Genomic DNA, 19,908 nt, shown 5'->3' on the forward strand with positions numbered 1-19,908 from the left:
CACGTGTTACTCACCCGTTCGCCACTGATCCACCCCGAAGGGCTTCACCGTTCGACTTGCATGTGTTAAGCACGCCGCCAGCGTTCGTCCTGAGCCAGGATCAAACTCTCCGTGAATGCTTCCGGGCTATCCCGGCAACACACGAAAGAGCGGCACCACGAGGAGGAATAGTCCCCGCAGTGCACAGCGTCCTCGCTGTGTCTCGCCTTCCCGCTACAGGAAGGACTTTTCAAAGGAACCACATCCACCACGGCGAACCGTGAGGGACGGGGTATCAACATATCTGGCGTTGACTTTTGGCACGCTGTTGAGTTCTCAAGGAACGGACGCTTCCTTCGGTTCCCTTTCGGGCCCCTCCGGCCTTCCCTTCGTTGTGTTCCAACCTTAGCAGATGCTTTCCGGTCAGAATTACCAGCCCCTTTGCCGGTAAAGGCTCCGAGACGCACGTTTCCGCTGTCTCGTCGAGGCGGTTGTGCCAAGGTACTGGACGCCCCTGCGGGGAGCAAATCGGGGGTGGGCCGAGGACGCGGCGGGTGCCGGGCCGAATCCGCACTTGACATGACTTAGGCTGCTCTCGCGGCTCGCCGTCCCGTGACTGTCAGTGACGGCGTCTAGATCTCCGCACTTGAGGAGGCTTCTCATGACGACCGTTTCATCGCCCCTGGCCGGTCGGGTCATCGGACTCGAAGCGGTGCCGGACCCCGTGTTCTCCGGCGCCATGGTCGGCCCTGGCACGGCGGTGGACCCCGCGCGCGAGCCGGGCGAGGCGGTGTCTCCGGTGGACGGTGTCATCGTCTCGCTCCACCCGCACGCGTTCGTCGTGGTGGACAACGAGGGCCACGGGGTGCTGACGCACCTCGGCATCGACACCGTGCAGATGAACGGCGAGGGCTTCGAGCTGCTCGTGTCCAAGGGGGACAACGTCACGCGCGGTCAGGCGGTCGTGCGCTGGAACCCCGCGGCGGTCGAGGCGGCGGGGAAGTCCCCGATCTGCCCGGTGGTGGCCCTGGAGGCGACGGCCGAGGTGCTGGAGAACGTCAGGGACGGCGGCACCGTCGCGGCCGGCGAGACCCTCTTCGACTGGAAGTAGGGACATGGAGACAACGCTGCGAGGCGTCGGTGTCAGCCACGGTGTGGCCATCGGCGAGGTCCGGCACATGGGCACCGCTGTCCTGGAGCCCCCCGCCAAGCAGATCGGGCGCGACGAGGCCGAGCGTGAGCAGGGCCGCGCCCGGCAGGCCGTGGAGGCGGTCGCCGCGGATCTGACCGCGCGCGGGCACCTGGCCGGAGGTGAGGCGCAGGCGGTACTGGAGGCGCAGGCGCTGATGGCGCAGGACCCGGAGCTGATGGCGGACGTGGAGCGGCGGATCGCCGTGGGCAGCACCGCGGAGCGCGCCGTCTACGACGCCTTCGCCTCCTATCGCGCGCTGCTCGCGGGTGCGGGCGAGTACCTGGCGGGACGCGTCGCGGACCTGGACGACGTGCGGAACCGCATCGTGGCGCGGCTGCTGGGTGTGCCGATGCCGGGTGTGCCGGACAGCGACGAGCCGTACGTGCTGATCGCCCGGGATCTGGCGCCGGCCGACACCGCGCTGCTCGACCCCGCGCTGGTGCTGGGTTTCGTGACCGCGGAGGGCGGGCCGACGAGCCACAGTGCGATCCTGGCGCGGGCGCTCGGGGTGCCGGCCGTGGTGGCGCTGCCCGGTGCCGAGGAGCTGGCCGAGGGCACGGTGATCGCCGTCGACGGCAGCACGGGCGAGGTCTTCGTGGAGCCGAGCGAGGAGAAGCGGTCGGCGCTGACGGCCGCGGCCGCGGAGCGCAAGGCGGCGCTGGCCGCGTCGTCGGGGCCGGGCGCGACGTCCGACGGGCACAAGGTGCCGTTGCTGGCGAATGTCGGTGGGCCCGCGGACGTGCCGGCGGCGCTGGCCGCGGGCGCCGAGGGCGTGGGCCTGTTCCGTACCGAGTTCTTGTTCCTGGACGACTCGGCGAAGGCACCGTCGGAGGACAAGCAGGTCGAGGCGTACCGGCAGGTGCTGGAGGCGTTCCCCGAGGGACGTGTCGTGGTGCGGGTGCTGGACGCGGGTGCGGACAAGCCGCTGGACTTCCTGACGCCGGGCGACGAGCCGAACCCGGCGCTGGGTGTGCGCGGTCTGCGGACGCTGCTGGACCACCCCGAGGTGCTGCGGACGCAGCTGCGGGCGCTGGCCAGGGCGTCGGAGGGGCTTCCGGTCTACCTGGAGGTCATGGCGCCGATGGTGGCGGACCGGAGCGACGCGAAGGCGTTCGCCGACGCGTGCCGTGAGGCGGGTCTGGCGGCCAAATTCGGCGCGATGGTGGAGATCCCGTCGGCGGCGCTGCGGGCACGGTCGGTACTGCAGGAGGTGGAGTTCGTCTCGCTGGGGACGAACGACCTCGCGCAGTACACCTTCGCGGCCGACCGCCAGGTCGGTGCGGTGTCGCGGCTGCAGGACCCGTGGCAGCCGGCGCTGCTGGACCTGGTGGCGATGGCCGCCGAGGCGGCGAAGGCGGAGGGCAAGGGCTGCGGCGTGTGCGGCGAGGCGGCGGCCGATCCGCTGCTGGCCTGCGTGCTGACGGGTCTGGGCGTCACCAGCCTGTCGATGGGTGCGGCGTCGATTCCTTACGTGCGGGCGACGTTGGCGAAGTTCACGCTCGCTCAGTGCGAACGTGCGGCGGCGGCGGCGCGTGCCACGGACAGCGCGGACGACGCGCGGCGGGCGGCGCAGGCGGTGCTGTCCGGCGAGTAGCGGCCGGCCTGCCCGGCCGCTGTCGAAGGGCCGGGCGGCGAGGGGCGTTCCACCGTGGGGTGGGGCGCCCCTCGCCGTTTCCGGCGGTGCGGTTCAGGCGAGGTCGCCGGGCAGCGGCGGGGGCAGCGGGATGCCGGCGGCGTAGCGGACACCGGGTTCCGGGGGTACGGGGTCTCCGGTGTCGGGGTCGGTGCAGTACGCGTTGAACACCTCCGGTTCGGTGAGGGGGTGCGGCACCGCGCCGCGCAGGGTCCAGCCGCGGACGGTGTCGGTGCCGTCGGAGGCGGTGGTGCGGATGACGAGGCCGCCGGGGTGGACGGTGGCGGCGCAGGCGGCCATGACCGTGCACAGCAGGAGGGCGTCGGCCTCGTCGAGGTGGAGTTCGCCGTCCTCGTCGGAGCCGATGCGGGCCGCGGCGAGCAGCGGCGGACGGCTGTCCTCGGGCAGGCTGGCGACGACGTGGTGGCGGCCCGGGCCGACGGCTTCGACGAGGCGGATGAGGGTGTGCGAGGCGCGGTCGAACGCGCAGTGCACGAGTTCCTCCCCGCAGTCGGTGCAGCGGCCGGCGTCCATCAGCAGGTCGGTGGCCCGCTCCCAGGTGGCGCGGTGTTCCGCTTCGCGGGCCAGGGTGCCGCGCAGGGTGTCGAGGGGCTGCCGGGCGTAGGGGACGGCGGGGCCCGCGGTGGTGGCTTCGGCGGTGTACCGGGTGCGGCTGCCGGGTCTGTCCGGTGGCTGTCGGGTGCCGGTGCAGTAGGCGGCATAGGCGGCGGGGTCGAAGAGGGTGACGGCGACGTGGGTGCCGCGCGCGTGCAGGCTGTGCAGCAGGGCGTCGACGTGGTGCAGGTACCGGCCGTAGTCGGTGAAGGGGAAGCTCGGGTAGCCGGTCATGGCGGTGAAGTCGCCGTCGTCGACCAGCAGTCCGAGGATGGTGGGGGCTTCGGCGCGCAGGGCGCGCCGCTGGTCGGTGCGGCCCGCGGGCCTGGTGCGGCGAGTGGCGTGGCGCTTGCGGGCGCGGTCGTGGCGGCGGTGTGCGGTGCTGCGGCGGGTGCCGGTGCGGGTCATGCTTCCCCCTCGGGTCCGGGACCGGATGCGATCCCTGCGCTGTCTGATGCTCACTCACCGTAACGGGAGCCTCTGACAGTCCCGGCCGTCCGGGCCGTGAGCACGGCTACGGGCGGCCGCCTCCGGAGCGTTCGGCGGCGAGCCGCTCGTAGAAGCGCAGCACGCCCAGGTCGTCCACCGAACCGGGGTTGACCGCCTTGTCCAGCGCGGTGCCCTGCAGCAGGCGCTTGACCGGGACCTCGATCCGCTTGCCGGTGAGCGTGTGCGGGACGCCGGGGACCGCGATCACCTCGTCGGGCACGTGCCGCGGCGACAGTTCGGCGCGGATCGCGGTGCGGATGCGGTCGATCAGCGCCTCGTCGAGTCGCGCGCCGTCCGCGAGCTGCACGAACAGCGGCATCCAGTAGCCGCCGTCGGCCAGTTCGATGCCGATGACCAGCGACTCCCGGATCTCCGGGAGGCGTTCGACGACCTCGTAGATGTCCGCGGAACCCATGCGCACGCCCTGGCGGTTGAGCGTGGAGTCGGAGCGTCCGTGGATCACGACGGTGCCGCGCGAGGTGAGGGTGATCCAGTCCCCATGGCGCCACACGCCGGGGAACATCTCGAAGTAGCTCTCGCGGTAGCGGACGCCGTCCGGGTCGTTCCAGAAACCGATCGGCATCGACGGCATCGGGTTGGTGACGACCAGCTCACCGACCTCGTCGACGACCGGCCGTCCCTGCGCGTCCCACGCCTGCAGGTCGGTGCCCAGGCAGGGTGCCTGCAGCTCGCCGATGTACACCGGCAGCGTCGGCACTCCCCCGGCGAAGCAGCTGCACACGTCCGTGCCGCCGCTGACCGAGGCGATCCACAGGTCCTCCTTCACCTCGTCGTGCAACCAGCGGAATCCGTCCGGCGGCAGCGGCGAGCCCGTGGTGGCCACGCAGGTCACGGCGGACAGGTCGTGGTCGCGGCCCGGATGGACGCCGGTCTTGCGGCAGGCGATCACGTAGGCGGCGGACGTGCCGAACACGGTGGTACCGGTCCGCTCGGCCACCTGCCACTGCGCGTCCACGGTCGGGTGGCCGGGGCTGCCGTCGTAGAGGACCACGGTGGCGCCGGCGAGCAGCCCGGACACCAGGAAGTTCCACATCATCCAGCCGGTGGAGGTGTACCAGAAGAAGCGGGCGCCGGGGCCGAGGTCCAGATGCAGCCCGGTCTGTTTGAGGTGCTCCAGCAGGATGCCGCCCTGGGACTGCACGATGGCCTTGGGCAGCCCGGTGGTGCCCGAGGAGTACAGCACCCACAGGGGGTGGTCGAACGGCACGTGCGCGTAGGCCGGTTCGGGCGCGTCCGCGGTCAGCCCCTCCCAGTCGAGGGCGTCCTCGGGCGCCGCGGTGCCGAGCAGCGGGATGTGCACGGTGGCGCGCAACGAGGGCAGGCCGGCGCGCAGTTCGGCGACGGTCGCGGTGCGGTCGTGGGTCTTGCCGCCGTACCGGTAGCCGTCGACGGTGAACAGCACGACCGGCTCGACCTGCTGGAAGCGGTCCAGCACGCTGCGGGCGCCGAAGTCCGGGGCGCAGGAGGTCCACACGGCGCCGACCGCGGCGGTCGCCAGCAGGGCGACGGCGGCCTGCGGGATGTTGGGGAGGTAGCCGCTGACCCGGTCACCGGGTGCCACGCCGAGCCGCCGCAGGGCCGCGGCCAGCGAGGCCACCTGGCGGCTGAGTTCGGCCCAGGTGACGGTGCCGATCTCGAGGCTCTCGTCGAGGTGCAGCAGTGCGGGGGTGCCGGCGCGGGCCGGGTCGAGCGCGGGACGCAGCGCGTGCTCGGCGTAGTTGAGGGTGGCGCCGGGGAACCAGCGGGCGCCGGGCATCCCGGGGTCGGCGAGGGCCCGGCTGTAGGGGGTGGCGAACCGCACGTCGAACCATTCGGCCACCGCGCGCCAGAACGTCTCGGGGTCGTGGACCGACCAACCGTGCAGCGCGGTGTAGGCGGCGAGCGGGTCGCCGGTGTCGCGCGCGGGGGCGCCGTGCCGCTCGGCGGCCCAGTCGTGGAAGCGGGTCACCTGCGCGCGTGCGACGCGCTCCGGGCCGGGGCTCCACAGGGGACGCGGCTCCGCGGCCGGCTCCGGGGCGCTGGCGGGCTCGGGCGTGGTGGTCATGCGGCGGCTCCCGGACGGTTCGCGGCTGTGCGCGGCTGCAGGGTCGGCCGGTGCACGGTGTCGCCGGGTCGGCGGGCCGCGCTGTCGGCCGGCTCCCGGGACGGGGTTCTCCCACCGCGGGGGCTGGGCAGGACGATGCCATGTGATCGTCTGCGGCGCCAGAGCGGGCCCGGGCGCGGCGGCCGGATTCGCGCGCTCCTCCAGGTGAACACCGCCCGAACGGGCGGCGCCGCCGCGGGAGCAATGAAAGGCTGGAGGGCATGGACGCTCGGGACCTGCTGCGATCGGTACGAATGGCGGGTTCCGCCACGGGCTTGCGCACGACGCGCGCGGCCTGGCGGACGAGGCGCCTGGACGCCCGGGACCTCCCGCGGCCGGGCCCTGAGCGGGCCCGGGTGCCGGGCGCCGCGGTGGACGCGCAGCCGCTGCCCGGCGGTGGGGTGGTGGCCTTCGGCCGGTCCCGGCTGCTGGTGCGGGTCTCGGTCGGCGGCGCCGTGTTCTGCGGGTGGGACGGCGCGGAGCCAGAGCCCTCGTACGCGCTGGCGCCCGCCGGGTCGCCGCACGGCGGCGCGGGCGGGGGCCTGCCGGCTCCCGACGTCCGGGCGCTGCTGGAGCCGGACAAGGACGGCTGGCGGGTGGTGTCCGAGCGCATGACCGTGCTGGTCTCGCGCCACGGCGCCGTGGAGTTCCGCACGCCCGGCGGCCTGCTGCTGCGCCGCGAGCTGCCGCCGCGCTGGTGGGACGCGAGCGGGCACGAGGGCGGGGCGTCCCGCTGGGTGCAGCGCTCGCAGACTCCGGCCGACGCGCGGGTGTACGGCCTGGGCGGGCGGGCCGCGGGACCGCGGCTGGCCGACGGCACGTACCGGCTGTGGAACACCGACCCGGGCGGCGCGTTCGCTCCCGGGGACGACCCGTTGTACATCACGATGCCGGTCCAGCTCGTGGTGGCGGACGCCGGCTGCCACCTGCTGTTCCACGACAACACCTGGGACGGGCAGGTCACCCTGCGCGACGGCGAGGAGGGCGAGGGGTCGGGCCACGACCGGCCGGGCGGCTGCGAGCTGCGCATGGAGGGCGGCCCGCTGCGCTACTGGGTCATCGCGGGCACGCCCGCGCGGGTGCTGTCCGGCTGGACGGCACTGACCGGGCGGCCCGCGCTGCCGCCGCGCTGGGCGCTGGGGCACCACCACTCGCGGTGGGGCTTCGGCAACGAGCAGGAGGTGCGCCGGATCGCGGCGGGCTACCGGGAACGCGACCTGCCCCTGTCCGTGATCCACCTGGACATCGACCACTACGACGGGCACCGGGTGTTCACCGTGGACCGGGAGGCCTACCCCGATCTGCCGCGCCTGGCACGGGAGTTGGAGGACCGGGGCATCCGGCTGGTGTCGATCGTGGACCCGGCGGTGAAGGCCGAGCCGGGGCTCGCGGAGTACGACTCGGGCCTGGCGGCGGGCGCGTTCGTGCGGGACGCGCGCGGCCGCGAGGTGGAGGGCGTGGTGTGGCCGGGCCCCGCCGTCTTCCCCGACTTCACCGACCCGAAGGTCAGGCACTGGTGGGGCGGGCTGTACGCGGAGCGGCTCGGGCAGGGCTTCGCCGGGGTGTGGCACGACATGAACGAGCCGGTGTCGTTCGCCGCGTTCGGCGATCCGACGCTGCCCCGCTCGGCCCGCCACCACCTGGAGGGCCGCGGCGGCGACCACCGCGAGGCGCACAACGTGTACGGGCTGGCGATGGCCAGGGCCGCGTACGAGGGCCTGCGCGAACTGCGGCCCGAGCAAAGGCCGTTCCTCTTCTCGCGCTCGGGGTGGGCCGGGATGCAGCGGTACGGCGGCACGTGGTCGGGCGACGTGGCGACCGGCTGGCAGGGACTGCGTGCCTCGCTGGCCCTGGTGCTGGGGCTCGGGCTGTGCGGGGTGCCGTACTCGGGCCCGGACGTGGGCGGGTTCACCGGCTCGCCGTCGCCCGAACTGTATCTGCGCTGGTTCCAGCTGGGCGCCTACCTGCCGCTGTTCCGCACCCACTCGGCGCACGACGCGGGCCGCCGCGAGCCGTGGGAGTTCGGGCCTCGGGTACTGGAGCACGCGCGGGCCGCGCTGGCCGAACGGACGCGGCTGCTGCCCTACTTCGAGACGCTCGCGCACATCGCGCGCGGCACCGGCGCGCCGTACGTGCGGCCGCTGTGGTGGACGTCGCCGGCGGACCGGGCGCTGCGGGAGTGCGGCGACGCATTCCTGCTGGGCGATGCCCTGCTGGTGGCGCCGGTCATGGAGCCGGGATCGGCGAAGCGCGCGGTGCGGCTGCCGCGCGGCCTGTGGTACGACACGGCGACCGGGGAGGCGCACCGCGGCCCCGGCCAGGTGCTGCTGGACGCGCCGCTGGACCGGATCCCGGTCCTGGCCCGGGCCGGCGCGGTGCTGCCGGTGGCCGGACCGGACGGCGGGATCGAGCTGGAGGCGTGGGCGCCGCGGGCCGGCCGCACCGGCGGCGGCGTGGTGTTCACCGGCGACCCGGAGGGCTGGGAGCCGCCGCGGATGACGCGCTTCGTCTCGCGCTGGGCCGGCGACCGGGTGGTCGTGGAGGCCGACGGAGGCGGCGAGCCGGACTACGCGGTGCGGGTGCGGGGTGCCGGCGGGTAGCCGCCGGCGAACCAGCGGCGGACCGCCTCGGTGTGCAGCGGGAAACCCAACTCGACCGGTTCGTGGATGAGTTGGTGTCCGTCGGTCTCGTCGGTGACGATCGGGGGCGGCAGTGCGGCGGCGGGCCGCTCGGGCAGCAGCCCGAACAGCAGCAGGTAGCCGCCGGCCTCGTCGGCGAGGGCGTCGGCGAGCGCCACCTGGCCCGCGTCGCCCGGGATGCCGGTCTCCTCGGCCAGTTCGCGCACCACGGCCTGCTGCCAGCTCTCGCCGACCTCCATGAAGCCGCCGGGCAGCGCGAGCCGGCCGCGGCTGGGCTCGATGCTGCGGCGGATGACGACCAGGGCGGGCCCGGCGGCGTCCCGCACCGGCACCAGGGCCACGGCGACCGGCAGCGGGTTGCGATAGGCCCAGCGGCCGCACTCCGCGCATCGGCGCGGCCAGCCGGCGTCCGAGGGGTAGCGGGCGCCGCACCAGGAGCAGTGCGAGTCCTCGACCGCCGCGGCGGCGGCCGGCGCGGCGGCCGCCCGGGCGGCACGGGCCGGGGGGACGGACGGGAGGTCACGGTCGGCGTCGGGCACGCCCGGACTGTACCGGATCGCCCCGCGATCTCCGGCGGATGTCGCTGATCCGCCGTCAGGTCGTCCTTCCCGCCGGGACCTCGTTGCTGGTAGGCAGTGGGAGCATGCCGAAACTCACCACGGTGCTGCGCACCCTCGCCCTGCCCGTCGCCGCGCTGATCGCGGTCGCCGCCGGCGGTCCCGCACAGGCCCGCCCGGAGCCCAAGGCGCCGGCGCAGTTCACCGCCCTGCACGACGTCGACCCGACGATCATCCAGGAGATCCGGTACATCACCCCGCACAACTTCACCGGTGCCCCCATCGACGGCTACCGCAAGCCGATGTGCATCCTGACCCGGCCCGCTGCCGAGGCGCTGCACCGGGTGCAGACGGGCCTGCTCTCCCGCGGATACTCGCTGAAGGTGTACGACTGCTACCGGCCGCAGCGCGCCGTGGACAACTTCGTGGCATGGGCCGAGGACCTCAACGACCAGAGCATGAAGCCCGAGTTCTACCCGCACGTCGACAAGACCCGGTTGTTCGACGACGGTTACATCGCGGCGAAGTCGGGGCACAGCCGGGGCAGCACCATGGACCTCACGGTCGTCCGGCTGCCGGCGACGCCCACCCGCCCCTACCGGCCGGGCGAGACCCTGGAGCCCTGTTACGGGCCGCAGGACCAGCGCTTCCCCGACAACTCGATCGACATGGGCACCGGGTTCGACTGCTTCGACACCCTCGCCCACACCCTCGACCCGCGCATCCAGGGCGTGCAGCTCGCCGACCGGCTGCTGCTGAAGAACGCCATGGAGGCGCAGGGGTTCACCAACCTGCCCGAGGAGTGGTGGCACTACACGCTCAACGGCGAGCCCTTCCCGGACACGTACTTCGACTTCCCCATCGACCGCAGGTCCCTGAGTTCCTGACGCGCCGGCCCGGAGGACGCCACCAGCACCGGCGCGCCCAGCAGGGCGGACAGCGCCGCGGTCCAGTCCTCCGGGTCGGGCCCGGGGGTGTCCCAGACGGCGGGCGCGGCCCCAAGCAGGCGCCCGGTCAGCTCCGCCTGGTGCACCAGGTCACGGGGCGGGCCGGGCGCCAGCCGTTCGACGAGCGTGCCGTCGAGGCCGTAGCCGCGGCAGATCCGCAGCGTGCCGACGCGGGCCGCGGCGTCGAGGTGCGTGACGGCGAGGGCGTCCACGCCGCCGCACACCTCGACCGCGTAGCCGTGCGCGACGGCGTCGAAGTGGCCGACGCGGAAGGCGCCCTGCCAGCGGCCGTGACCGTTGTGCGGTTCGGGGAGCAGCGCGGCCAGTTCGGGGTCCTCGGTGACCAGCGGCCCCGGGCCGTGGCGTGTGGTGAAGGTGCGCACGACGCCGAGCCGCCGGGCCGAGCCACCGTCGCCGGCCTCCTCCAGGAGCGTCTCGGCGTGGGCGAAGGTCGTGGTGGACCAGGTGGTGTACGGGTGGAAGCCGTGCCACTCGTCGAGCAGGACGCCCTGGGCGCCCTCGAAGAGCAGCGGCCCGCGCCGGGCGAGGTCCCGCAGGTGGTGCTCGCCGGTGAGCGTCACCGTGCGGGCGAACGCGGTGCAGGCGTCGACGCAGTCCTCCGGCGGCGGGGCCGGCAACGGGCCGAGCTCGTCCGCCAGGCGGTCCCGCAGCAGGCGCAGCAACCGCAGCAACCGGGGCCGTGAAGCGCAGTCGCCCGCGGTGGGCGCGTCCCGCGGGTGGGCCAGGGCGTAGGCGGTGGTCTCGCCGACGCCCATGCCGCACGAGCCGTGCCGCGCGGCGCCCCTGGCCTGCTCCCGCAGCCGGTTCGCCGCGGCGTGGTACGGCGTGGTGAGCAGCGCCCGGCGGTCGACGGTCAGCAGGCCGTACGGGTCCGGCACGCCCAGCGCCCGCAGGTGGTCCGCCTCGGCGGCGAGCGCCAGCGGGTCGACGCAGGTGAAGCGCGACAGGTGGCCGGGCACGCCGCGGAGCGTGCCCGAGCCGAACTGGGCGAAGGTGTGGTGCCTGCCGTCCTCGGTGACGACGTTGTGGGCGGCCTGGGCTCCCCCGTTGAAGCGCACCACGGCGGTGAACTCCCCGGTGCGGCTGAGCCGGTCCACGACGGCGCCCTTGCCGGCGTCGCCGTAGCCGAGGTCGACGACGATCGTGTGCGGGCTCGTCGGCGGGCCGCCCGGTCCCCGGCTAGCGGCGGTCACGGTCGGCCACCGGCCGCAGGGCCCGCGCCACGCTGGCCCCGGCGTCGGAGCCGATCGCGTCGAGGTCGGCGAGGCCGGACGCCAGGTCGATGGCCTCCTCGCCGAGGCCGACGGTCAGCGCGATCGTCTCGCAGACGGCGTCGAGGTCGTCGAGTTCGATGACGTTCTGGCCGAGCAGCCGCCGCCACACCCCCAGGACCTCGGGGTTGCCCGCGTAGGACGCGCCGGCCGGGAGGATGTAGAAGACGTGGTAGGTGCGCTGGAGTTCGGCCACGATCTCGGTGACGGGGATGTCCCGCTCGGCGGGTTCGCCGAGCACCGCGCTGATCTCGCGGGCCTTGACCTTGCCGTACGGCATCTCGTCCCCGATGAGGAACAGGTAGCCGCGGCGCCCGCGCTTCTCGTGGCAGTCCAGCGAGGTGTGCCGGGCCATGGCGTACAGGGCGAGTTCGTAGGACTCGGTCATCTGGCCGCCGCCCCCGCCCTCCAGCAGGATGTTGCCGAGGTCGTCGTCCATGCGGTTGTCCGACTCGAACTGCCCGAGCTGCAACGGCACTTGGTCGCAGGTCGCGTCGCCGACGGCGCCGAAGAGGATCTGCGGGTGCGCGGTGTAGCCCCGCGCGAGCAGCAGCCCGAACAGGTCGGGCAGCTTGGTCTGCAGGACCCGCGGGACGCCGCCCATGGAGCCGGTGACGTCGAAGAGCACCGCGATGGCGAGCGAGGTGGGGTGCTCGGCGGAGTCCCGGCTCTCCCTGACGGTCAGTCCGCGCGGGTCGAGCGACGGGTGCGCCCTCCAGCTGCGGCGCGGCGAGGTGGTCCTGACGTGGTCGTTGTAGGCGAAGGCGTCGGTGCCCGACGCGGCGCGGTAACGCGCGGCGGCGTCGTAGACGTTGCTCGACCAGCGTCCGCTTCCCATGATGGTCCCCCTGTGGTGTCGATGACGATGCCGGCGTTCCTTCACCGGTGGTGGTGCGGTGACGGTTCGGTGGTGGCGGTGGCGCCGGTCGGCGGTGGTGGTGCCGGTCGGCGGCGGTTGGTGACGGCGGCCCGGCCGCAGCCCTTGGCGACAGGCGGCGGGTGCCGTGCCGCGGGTGCCGTGGCGCGTTCAGCGGACGGCGGCCTCGTGGTCGGGGCGCAGCAGCGCCGGGTGCAGCTGACGGGCGTCGCCTGCCCGGTAGAGGCGGGCGCGGGGCCCGCCGCGGCTGCCGGGGCGGGAGCCGGTCTCGCCGGTGGACTCCACGAAACCGGGTACGGACAGCACTTTGCGGTGGAAGTTGCCCGCGTGCAGCGGGGCGCCCCAGACCGCCTCGTAGACCGCCCGCAGGTCGCTGATGGTGAAGGTCTCGTCGAGGAAGGCGGTGGCCAGCGGGGTGTACTCGATCTTGGCGCGGGCCCGTTCCAGTCCGTCGGCGACGATCCGGTCGTGGTCGAAGGCGAAGTCCGGGGCGGGGGCCTCGGCCGAGGCCGATGACGCGCCCGGCGCGGAGTCGCCGGGGGAAGGGGGCCGGCGGCCGGTACCACCCCCGTAGGTTCCGGTCCGCCGACCCTGTTCGATGGGACGCGGGGGCGCCGCGTCAGGTTGCCCGGCCAGGTGCAGGGACTCCACCGGCAGCCAGTCCGCCCCCGCGGCGTCGCCGCCGGCCGTGGCGTCCGGCAGGTGCGGGGCGAACGCGAGGTACGCCACCGACACGACGTGCATCCTCGGGTCGCGGTCGGGCTGCCCGTAGGAGCCGAGCTGCTCGAGGTGGACGCGGCCCAGCGCGCCCGCGTCCAGGCCCGTCTCCTCGGCGAGTTCGCGTGCCGCGGCCTCGTCCAGCGACTCCTGTCCGGCCTGCACGAAGCCGCCCGGCAGCGCCCACGCGCCGGCGAACGGCGGTCCGCCGCGGCGGACCGCCAGCAGGTGCAGGGCGCCCCCGCGGAGGGTCAGCGCGACCACGTCCACGGTCACGGCGATCGGCGCGAAGGCCCGCGGGTCGTACGCCGCGAGGAACTCCCGCTCGTCGTCCGGCCGGCGCCCGTCCATCCGTGTCCCCTCCCCGCGGGTGAGTTGTTCCCGACTGGTCGTTCTCGGTATGAGTTTTTCTCAATGTGAGTCTTTCTCAGTACGAGAAGAACGTACCACGACCCCCTGACAACGTCCAGGGCCGGCGCTACGGTGCGGTCATGACCAAGCAGACGCAGCAGGAGTTCTCGTCCTTCGAGGAGTTCTGGCCCTACTACGTGGCCATGCACTCGAAGGCCGCCACACGCTGGGTGCACCTGGCCGGCACCCTCACCGGGCTCGCGGTCACCGGCTACGGGCTCGCCCGGGGCCGGCTGAGGTACGCGGCGGCACTGCCCGTGATCGGCTACGGCACCGCGTGGCCCGCGCACTTCCTCATCGAGAGGAACAACCCGGCGACGTTCGGGCACCCGGCCTGGTCGCTGCGCGGGGACGTCAGGATGATCACGACGATGCTCGCGGGACGCGACGCCGAGCTGGCCGAGACGGCGGCCAAGTGGCTGGCGGAGAACCCCGATCACACCGCGGGCGCCGTCACGGCGGTCGAGGACGCCGAGGACGACGAGGACGCCGAGGAGATCGAGGTCTGAGCCGCGGGGCGGCCGGCGGAATCGGCCCCGCTCCTTGACGCTCTCCCGGCCCGGGACAACATTTCCGGCACACGCCTCAGAGGTGAACCCCACGAGGGTCCCGGGCAGGGAGCGTTGACATGAGCGACCCGCGCTACGTAGCCGCCATCGACCAGGGCACCACGTCCACCCGCTGCATCGTCTTCGACTCCGCCGGCCGCGTCGTCGCCGCCGACCGGCGCGAGCACCGCCAGATCCTGCCCCGGCCGGGCTGGGTGGAGCACGACGCGACCGAGATCTGGGCCAAGGTCCAGGCGGTCGTGGCGGGCGCGCTCGCCAGGGCCGGGCTGCGGCCCGACCGGCTGGCCGCCCTCGGCATCACCAACCAGCGCGAGACGGTCGTGCTCTGGGACCGCGCGACCGGCCGGCCCGTGCACAACGCGGTGGTCTGGCAGGACACCAGGACCGCCGCGCTGTGCGCCGAACTCGGCGGCGCCGACGGGCAGGACCGCTTCCGCGAGGCCACCGGCCTGCCGCTGGCCAGCTACTTCTCGGGGCCCAAGGCCGCCTGGCTGCTGGACCACGTGCCGGGGCTGCGGCGGCGCGCCGAGCACGGCGAGATCGCCTTCGGCACGCTCGACTCGTGGCTGATCTGGAACCTGACCGGCGGCCCCGACGGCGGGGTGCACGTCACCGACGTCAGCAACGCCTCACGGACGCTGCTGATGAACCTGACGACCCTCGACTGGGACCCGGCGATCCTGTCCGTGATGGACATCCCCGAGGCGGTGCTCCCGCGCATCGCGTCCTCGGCGGAGGTCTACGGCACCGCGACCGGGCGGCTGGCCGGCGTGCCGGTGGCCGCCGCGCTCGGCGACCAGCAGGCCGCCCTGTTCGGCCAGACCTGCTTCGACGTCGGCGAGGCCAAGAACACCTACGGCACGGGGAGTTTCCTGCTGCTCAACACCGGCAGCCGCCTGGTGGCCTCCAAGAGCGGGCTGCTGACGACCGTGGGCTACCGGCTCGGCACCGACCGCCCGGTGTACTGCCTGGAGGGGTCCATCGCCATCACCGGAGCCCTCGTCCAGTGGCTGCGCGACCAGCTCGGCCTCATCAGGTCGGCGGCCGAGATCGAAGCCCTGGCCGCGAGCGTCCCGGACAACGGCGGCGCCTACGTCGTTCCGGCCTTCTCCGGCCTGTACGCGCCCTACTGGCGCTCCGACGCGCGCGGCGTGATCACCGGCCTGACCGGCTACGTCACCCGTGCCCATCTCGCGCGGGCAGTGCTGGAGGCGACCAGTTGGCAGACCCGCGAGGTGGTCGACGCCATGCACCACGACTCCGGGGTGCCGATCACCTCGCTGCGGGTGGACGGTGGGATGACCGCCAACTCCCTGCTGATGCAGCACCAGGCCGACGTGCTCGGCGTGCCGGTGACGCGTCCGGTGGTCGCCGAGACCACCAGCCTGGGTGCCGCCTACGCGGCCGGGCTGGCCACCGGCGTGTGGGACGGGCTGGACGCGCTGCGGGCGCACTGGGCGCGCGACACCGAGTGGGCGCCGCGGATGGACGCCACGACCCGGGAGCGGGAGTACCGGCGGTGGCGCAAGGCCGTCGAGCGCAGCTTCGGCTGGATCGACGAGGACGAGCACGCGGCCGCCGCCGCCCGCTGACCGCCACGTGCCGCCCGCCGCCGGCACGGAGCGCTCAGGTGGCGGCCGGGTGCCTGCGGCTCTCGGCCACCTTCGCCGCGTGCTCCACGACCGTGATCAGCACGTTCTTCGCCGACTCCCGCTCGCGCGCGTCGCACAGCACGACCGGCACGCCGGAGTCGAGGTCGAGGGCCTCGCGGACGCTCTCCGGGTCGTGCAGCCGGGCGCCGTCGAAGCAGTTGACGGCGACGGCGAACGGGATGCCGCGGCGCTCGAAGTAGTCGACGGCCGCGAAGCAGTCCTCCAGCCGGCGGGTGTCGGCGAGGACCACCGCGCACAGCGCGCCCTGCGCGAGCTCGTCCCACAGGAACCAGAACCGGTCCTGTCCGGGCGTGCCGAACAGGTAGAGCACCAAGTCGTCCTTGAGCGTGATCCGCCCGAAGTCCATCGCCACCGTGGTGGTGGTCTTGGACTCCACGCCCTCGGTGTCGTCCACCGGGCGGCCGACCTCGCTCAGCGCCTCCTCGGTGCGCAGCGGGCGGATCTCGCTGACGGCGCCGACGAGCGTGGTCTTGCCCACGCCGAAGCCGCCCGCGACGAGGAGCTTGAGCGCCACCGGTTCTGCGGTGGGCGTCGTGCGACGGCTGTCCGAGCGCGCGAAGGCCATGGTCTCTTCTCTACTCTCTACTTCCCGATCACAGCGCGCGCAGGCCGGCGATGACCTCGCGCAGGATGCTCTCGTCCGGCAGTTCCGCGGGCGGCACGGGCTTGTGGATCTGCACGTGCGCCCCTTCCAGCAGATCGCCGACGAGCACCCGCACGACCCCGACCGGAAGGTCGAGGTCGGCGGCCAGTTCGGCGACGGACACCGCCTGGTACTGGCAGCGCTCGACGATGTCGAGATGCTCGGGCGACAGGGTGTGGTCGTCCAGAGCCGCGGAGTCCCCGGCCTCGTGCCGGGTCACCACCAGCGCGATCAGGTCGATCTTCGCGTCTGCGGCATGGCTCGTCCGGCCGCGCGTCATCGCGTAGGGCCGCACCACCGGCCCCGCCGCGTCGTCGTACCACCGGTCCGACTCTGAAGTCATTCCCCGTCACCCCGTCATTCGCGCCCGCTCATCGGTCAGCCGCTGAGCAGCGTGCCGCCGTCGTGCCGCGGTGCGGTGCCCAGGTGGGCGCCTACCCGCTTGACCAGGAGAGCCATCTCGTACGCGACCTGGCCGACGTCGGACTCGGCGTCGGTCAGCACCGCCAGGCAGCTGCCGTCGCCCGCCGCGGTCACGAACAGGAAGGCGTCGTCCAGTTCGACCATGGTCTGCCGGACGCTGCCGGCCTTGAAGTGCCGTCCGACGCCCTTGGCCAGGCTGTGGAACCCGGACGCCACGGCGGCCAGGTGCTCGGAGTCCTCGCGCGTCAGCCCGTCGGAGGCGCCGATGGCCAGCCCGTCCCCGGAGAGGACCAGGGCCTTGCGGATGCTGGCCACGCGGGTGACCAGATCGTCCAGGAGCCAGCTGAGCTCACGGGTAGGACTCGATGGTGCGGTCATCGACCGTTCCCCTCAGGTGTCGTTCGCGGTACTGATGTCGACGTCGGGTCGCCGGGCCCGGAGTGGGGGCCGGGACCGGACTCGGGACCGCCGGGTTCGGCGGCCGGGCCGGGCTCGGGGTCGGCGGTCCGCCGACCCCGCTGCCAGCCGCGTTGCAGTGCGGCCATCCGGTCCCGCACCTCGTCCGCGGAGCGCTCCCGGCCGGCCGACGCGGCGTCCGGGCCCGGATCGGCCTGGACCTCCCGCAGTTGCGGGGCCAGGCTGGCCTGGCGGACACGGCGCGGCAGGACGGCGTCGGCCGCGGCCTGCGGAGCCGGTGCGCCGCCCGCGGGAGCGGGGGCCGCCGGTGCGTCCGGGTCCCGGTGCGGCCGACCGCCGCCGCGGGAGGCCGGGAAGGGCTGCACCGGCGCGGGCGGTTCCTGCTCGTACGGCGGTCGTGCGGTGGGGGGCGCGGCGGCCGCCGCGGGGGTTTCCGGCTGCTGCCGGGCGGCGTGCCGGCCGGCGACCGGTACGCCGTTGTCGGTGACGAGCACGGGCGCGGTCCTGCGCCGCCGCGGCAGCGGCAGCGGGTCGTCCAGTTCCGGGTCCTCGTCCGGCAGCGCGGACGGCTCGTCGGGATGCGCGACGTGCTCCTTCTGCGACTCGTCCCCCACGCCGTCCATCCCCCACTGGCGGAAGGTGTGCTCGGGGTCGCCGGCGGGTGCGGCGGGCTCGGCCCCGGCCAGGTCGCCGATCCGGGTCGAACCGGTGTCGTCGCCGGTCTCGTTGAGCAGCACCGAGGGGATCAGCACCACCGCGGTGGTGCCGCCGTACGGGGACTGGCGCAGCGAGACCCGCACACCGTGCCGCTGGGCCAGCCGGCTGACCACGAACAGGCCGAGGCGGTCGGTGTCCGACAGCTCGAACTCCGGGGTCTCGGCGAGCCTGAGGTTCGCCTCCAGCAGTGCGTCGGGGGTCAGGCCGAGGCCGCGGTCGTCGATCTCCAGGACGAAGCCCTTGGACACCGGCTCGCCGTGCAGCCGCACCTGGGTGTGCGGCGGGCTGAACACCGCGGCGTTCTCGATGAGTTCGGCGAGCAGGTGGGTGAGGTCGGCGACCGCGGCGCCGGTCACCGCGAGCCGCGGCAGCCGCCGCACCTCGATGCGCTCGTAGTCCTCGACCTCGGCGACGGCCGCCCGTACCACGTCCATCAGCTGGACGGGCTTGCGCCACTGCCGGGACGGAGCCGCTCCGGACAGGATGACCAGGCCCTCGGCGTGACGGCGCATGCGGGTCGTCATGTGGTCGAGGCGGAACAGGTCCGAGAGCTCGTCCGAGTTCTCGGTGCGGCGCTCCATGGCGTCGAGCAGGGTCAGCTGCCGGTGCAGCAGCACCTGGCTGCGCCGCGCGAGGTTGACGAAGACGTCGGAGACGCCCTTGCGCATGTCGGCCTGGCGGACGGCGGCCTCGACGGCTGCCCGCTGCAGGGTGTTGAGCGCCTTGCCGACCTGGCCGATCTCGTCGTCGGCGTACTGGAGCCGCGGCACCTCGGTCTCGACGTCGACCTGCTCGCCGGCCGCGAGCCGCCGCATCACGCGCGGCAGCCGGGTGCCCGAGACCTCCTGGGCCTCGCGGCGCAGCCCGGTCAGGTCGCGGATCAGGCTGCGGCCGATGCGCACCGACACGATCAGGGTGGCGATCACCGCGATCAGGCCGAGGCCCGCGGTCACGGACGTCTCGAAGACCAGCGTGGTCGGCAGGGTGCGGGACTTCTTGTAGAACGCCGAGGTGGACGTGGCGTCGATCCGGCCGAGGTCGTCGAACGCGGTGGCGGCGACGGTCTGCCACTGGAGGCGGTTGGCGACGATCGGTGCGTTGCCCGCGCCCGCGGCGACGATGGCGTTCTGCGCGGAGCGCAGCGTCTTCCCGCCACTGCCCTGCCAGTAGGTGTCGTACGGCGAGCGGACGCTGTCGTCCAGGACCGTCAGGTTGTCGTCGTAGTCGTTGCGCTCCTGGGCCACCGCGAAGGTGAACGAGGTGAGCTCCGCCGGGCTCATGTGGCCGGTGCTGATCGCCGCGGCCATCAGCGCGTCCTGCCGACTGAGGTCCTCGCGCGCCCGGTTGAGGTCGATCACCGCGCGCCGCTGCCCGTCGAGCGAGGAGTCGCTGAGCGGCAGCATCTCGTTGAAGAACCCGTAGGCCGGATCGACGAGCGCATTGTACGCGTCGAAGGTGTCGTTGCGGGTTATTCGGCTGTTGTCGATCCGCTGCCGCAGCGACGTGAGACCGTCGACGGTGTTCAGGAAGACGTCGAGCCGGTCCCGTGCCCGGAGGTTGAGGTTCGTGCGGATGCCGGAGGCCGATACCTGGGTGCGGAGCTTGGCGATCGACGCGTCGGTCGTCTGCACCTGCTTGTTGAAGGCGATCCGTGCCTGCGAGTCCCGGGTGTTGGCCACGTAGACCATCGCGACCCGGCGCTCCTGCTCCAGGCTGCTCACCACTTCGTTCGTGGGGTAGCCGACACTGTCCACCGTGCGCTGGATGTCCGGACGTCCGAACACCGCGCGACCGGTGAGAGTGGCGGCGAACGCCCAGATGGCGGTGAGTGACACCAGCGGGATGAGCAGCAGCGCCACGATCTTCCGGCGGATCGTCGTACCGCGAAAGCGCATGGCCTCCCCAACGTCTCCCCCGAAACGGGGTTCGTCTGTCGCGTTTAAACGGCGTGAGCCTACTACTGTCACAGTCGTAACTCGAAAGTGTGTCTGTGAAGTTGGGCTGGTCTGCGACG

At 73.5% G+C, this 19,908-nt stretch carries 16 protein-coding genes and 1 rRNA gene; 6 read left to right on the forward strand and 11 right to left on the reverse strand.

Annotation, left to right across the window (positions count from 1 at the left end):
* Positions 1–116, reverse strand: a 16S ribosomal RNA gene (locus tag BMW99_RS26355); the annotation flags it as partial.
* 524 nt (positions 117–640) lie between these two features.
* Here BMW99_RS26355 and BMW99_RS26360 point away from each other — a divergent pair.
* On the forward strand, positions 641–1,090 hold the full coding sequence (locus BMW99_RS26360; RefSeq protein WP_069463488.1) for a PTS sugar transporter subunit IIA: 450 nt from the start codon (positions 641–643) through the stop codon (positions 1,088–1,090).
* Between the two features lie 4 nt (positions 1,091–1,094).
* A complete protein-coding gene (gene ptsP, locus BMW99_RS26365; RefSeq protein WP_069463489.1) occupies positions 1,095–2,765 on the forward strand; it encodes a phosphoenolpyruvate--protein phosphotransferase in 1,671 nt (556 codons plus the stop codon).
* Positions 2,766–2,858: 93 nt separating this feature from the next.
* Here the strand turns inward: ptsP and BMW99_RS26370 are convergent, their stop codons facing one another.
* A complete protein-coding gene (locus BMW99_RS26370) occupies positions 2,859–3,827 on the reverse strand; it encodes a hypothetical protein (RefSeq protein WP_069463490.1) in 969 nt (322 codons plus the stop codon).
* A gap of 106 nt (positions 3,828–3,933) precedes the next feature.
* Positions 3,934–5,973 (reverse strand): acetoacetate--CoA ligase, encoded by a 2,040-nt coding sequence (locus BMW99_RS26375; protein ID WP_069463491.1) that lies wholly within the window; start codon positions 5,971–5,973, stop codon positions 3,934–3,936.
* Between the two features lie 260 nt (positions 5,974–6,233).
* On the opposite strand from BMW99_RS26375, the gene BMW99_RS26380 reads away from it, so the two are divergent.
* Positions 6,234–8,612, forward strand: a complete 2,379-nt coding sequence (locus BMW99_RS26380) for a glycoside hydrolase family 31 protein (protein ID WP_075017663.1) — start codon at positions 6,234–6,236, stop codon at positions 8,610–8,612.
* Here BMW99_RS26380 and BMW99_RS26385 read toward each other — a convergent pair.
* The gene (locus BMW99_RS26385; RefSeq protein ID WP_069464820.1) at positions 8,579–9,190 is read right to left on the reverse strand and encodes an NUDIX domain-containing protein; all 612 of its coding nucleotides are present in this window, start codon (positions 9,188–9,190) and stop codon (positions 8,579–8,581) included. The two genes, BMW99_RS26380 and BMW99_RS26385, sit on opposite strands and share 34 nt — an antisense overlap.
* 104 nt (positions 9,191–9,294) lie before the next feature.
* Here BMW99_RS26385 and BMW99_RS26390 point away from each other — a divergent pair, with 104 nt between their 5' ends.
* Positions 9,295–10,095: a M15 family metallopeptidase gene (locus tag BMW99_RS26390; RefSeq protein WP_069464829.1), complete on the forward strand. Its 801-nt coding sequence runs from the start codon at positions 9,295–9,297 to the stop codon at positions 10,093–10,095.
* On the opposite strand, the gene BMW99_RS26395 is transcribed toward BMW99_RS26390, so the two are convergent.
* The 3 genes from BMW99_RS26395 to BMW99_RS26405 all read right to left on the reverse strand — a co-directional run bounded on the left by BMW99_RS26395 (position 10,020) and on the right by BMW99_RS26405 (position 13,392).
* On the reverse strand, positions 10,020–11,369 hold the full coding sequence (locus BMW99_RS26395; RefSeq protein ID WP_218108439.1) for an adenylosuccinate synthetase: 1,350 nt from the start codon (positions 11,367–11,369) through the stop codon (positions 10,020–10,022). The two genes, BMW99_RS26390 and BMW99_RS26395, sit on opposite strands and share 76 nt — an antisense overlap.
* Positions 11,356–12,285, reverse strand: coding sequence for a hypothetical protein (locus BMW99_RS26400; protein WP_069464821.1), 930 nt, complete (start codon positions 12,283–12,285; stop codon positions 11,356–11,358). Before BMW99_RS26400 ends, BMW99_RS26395 begins: the two co-directional genes overlap by 14 nt.
* 189 nt (positions 12,286–12,474) lie before the next feature.
* Positions 12,475–13,392: an NUDIX hydrolase gene (locus tag BMW99_RS26405; RefSeq protein WP_069464822.1), complete on the reverse strand. Its 918-nt coding sequence runs from the start codon at positions 13,390–13,392 to the stop codon at positions 12,475–12,477.
* A gap of 140 nt (positions 13,393–13,532) precedes the next feature.
* Between BMW99_RS26405 and BMW99_RS26410 the strand changes: the two genes are divergently transcribed.
* A complete protein-coding gene (locus BMW99_RS26410) occupies positions 13,533–13,961 on the forward strand; it encodes a DUF962 domain-containing protein (protein ID WP_079138627.1) in 429 nt (142 codons plus the stop codon).
* Positions 13,962–14,080: 119 nt separating this feature from the next.
* Positions 14,081–15,613 (forward strand): glycerol kinase GlpK, encoded by a 1,533-nt coding sequence (glpK, locus tag BMW99_RS26415; RefSeq protein ID WP_069464823.1) that lies wholly within the window; start codon positions 14,081–14,083, stop codon positions 15,611–15,613.
* Between the two features lie 34 nt (positions 15,614–15,647).
* Here the strand turns inward: glpK and BMW99_RS26420 are convergent, their stop codons facing one another.
* Genes BMW99_RS26420 through BMW99_RS26435 form a run of 4 tightly spaced genes read right to left on the reverse strand, consistent with a single transcriptional unit; the run spans position 15,648 to position 19,789 of the window.
* A complete protein-coding gene (locus tag BMW99_RS26420; RefSeq protein WP_069464824.1) occupies positions 15,648–16,259 on the reverse strand; it encodes a GTP-binding protein in 612 nt (203 codons plus the stop codon).
* 28 nt (positions 16,260–16,287) lie between these two features.
* Entirely contained in the window at positions 16,288–16,680 is a 393-nt protein-coding gene (locus tag BMW99_RS26425) for a DUF742 domain-containing protein (protein WP_069464825.1), read from the reverse strand.
* Positions 16,681–16,715: 35 nt separating this feature from the next.
* Positions 16,716–17,138, reverse strand: a complete 423-nt coding sequence (locus tag BMW99_RS26430; protein ID WP_069464826.1) for a roadblock/LC7 domain-containing protein — start codon at positions 17,136–17,138, stop codon at positions 16,716–16,718.
* Positions 17,135–19,789 carry a sensor histidine kinase gene (locus BMW99_RS26435; RefSeq protein ID WP_069464827.1) on the reverse strand — a complete coding sequence of 885 codons (2,655 nt, stop codon included), beginning with the start codon at positions 19,787–19,789 and terminating at the stop codon, positions 17,135–17,137. Before BMW99_RS26435 ends, BMW99_RS26430 begins: the two co-directional genes overlap by 4 nt.
* Positions 19,790–19,908: the final 119 nt, after the last annotated feature.

The sequence above is a fragment of the Actinacidiphila rubida genome (genome assembly GCF_900110255.1).
Classification (GTDB): domain Bacteria; phylum Actinomycetota; class Actinomycetes; order Streptomycetales; family Streptomycetaceae; genus Actinacidiphila; species Actinacidiphila rubida.

Coding starts and splice junctions, on each gene's coding strand:
- BMW99_RS26425 (WP_069464825.1), bottom strand. CDS start 16,680: ATGACTTCAGAGTCGGACCGGTGGTACGACGACGCGGCGGGGCCGGTG.
- BMW99_RS26380 (WP_075017663.1), top strand. CDS start 6,234: ATGGACGCTCGGGACCTGCTGCGATCGGTACGAATGGCGGGTTCCGCC.
- BMW99_RS26435 (WP_069464827.1), bottom strand. CDS start 19,789: ATGCGCTTTCGCGGTACGACGATCCGCCGGAAGATCGTGGCGCTGCTG.
- BMW99_RS26405 (WP_069464822.1), bottom strand. CDS start 13,392: ATGGACGGGCGCCGGCCGGACGACGAGCGGGAGTTCCTCGCGGCGTAC.
- BMW99_RS26390 (WP_069464829.1), top strand. CDS start 9,295: ATGCCGAAACTCACCACGGTGCTGCGCACCCTCGCCCTGCCCGTCGCC.
- glpK (WP_069464823.1), top strand. CDS start 14,081: ATGAGCGACCCGCGCTACGTAGCCGCCATCGACCAGGGCACCACGTCC.
- BMW99_RS26360 (WP_069463488.1), top strand. CDS start 641: ATGACGACCGTTTCATCGCCCCTGGCCGGTCGGGTCATCGGACTCGAA.
- BMW99_RS26410 (WP_079138627.1), top strand. CDS start 13,533: ATGACCAAGCAGACGCAGCAGGAGTTCTCGTCCTTCGAGGAGTTCTGG.
- BMW99_RS26430 (WP_069464826.1), bottom strand. CDS start 17,138: ATGACCGCACCATCGAGTCCTACCCGTGAGCTCAGCTGGCTCCTGGAC.
- BMW99_RS26375 (WP_069463491.1), bottom strand. CDS start 5,973: ATGACCACCACGCCCGAGCCCGCCAGCGCCCCGGAGCCGGCCGCGGAG.
- ptsP (WP_069463489.1), top strand. CDS start 1,095: ATGGAGACAACGCTGCGAGGCGTCGGTGTCAGCCACGGTGTGGCCATC.
- BMW99_RS26420 (WP_069464824.1), bottom strand. CDS start 16,259: ATGGCCTTCGCGCGCTCGGACAGCCGTCGCACGACGCCCACCGCAGAA.
- BMW99_RS26400 (WP_069464821.1), bottom strand. CDS start 12,285: ATGGGAAGCGGACGCTGGTCGAGCAACGTCTACGACGCCGCCGCGCGT.
- BMW99_RS26370 (WP_069463490.1), bottom strand. CDS start 3,827: ATGACCCGCACCGGCACCCGCCGCAGCACCGCACACCGCCGCCACGAC.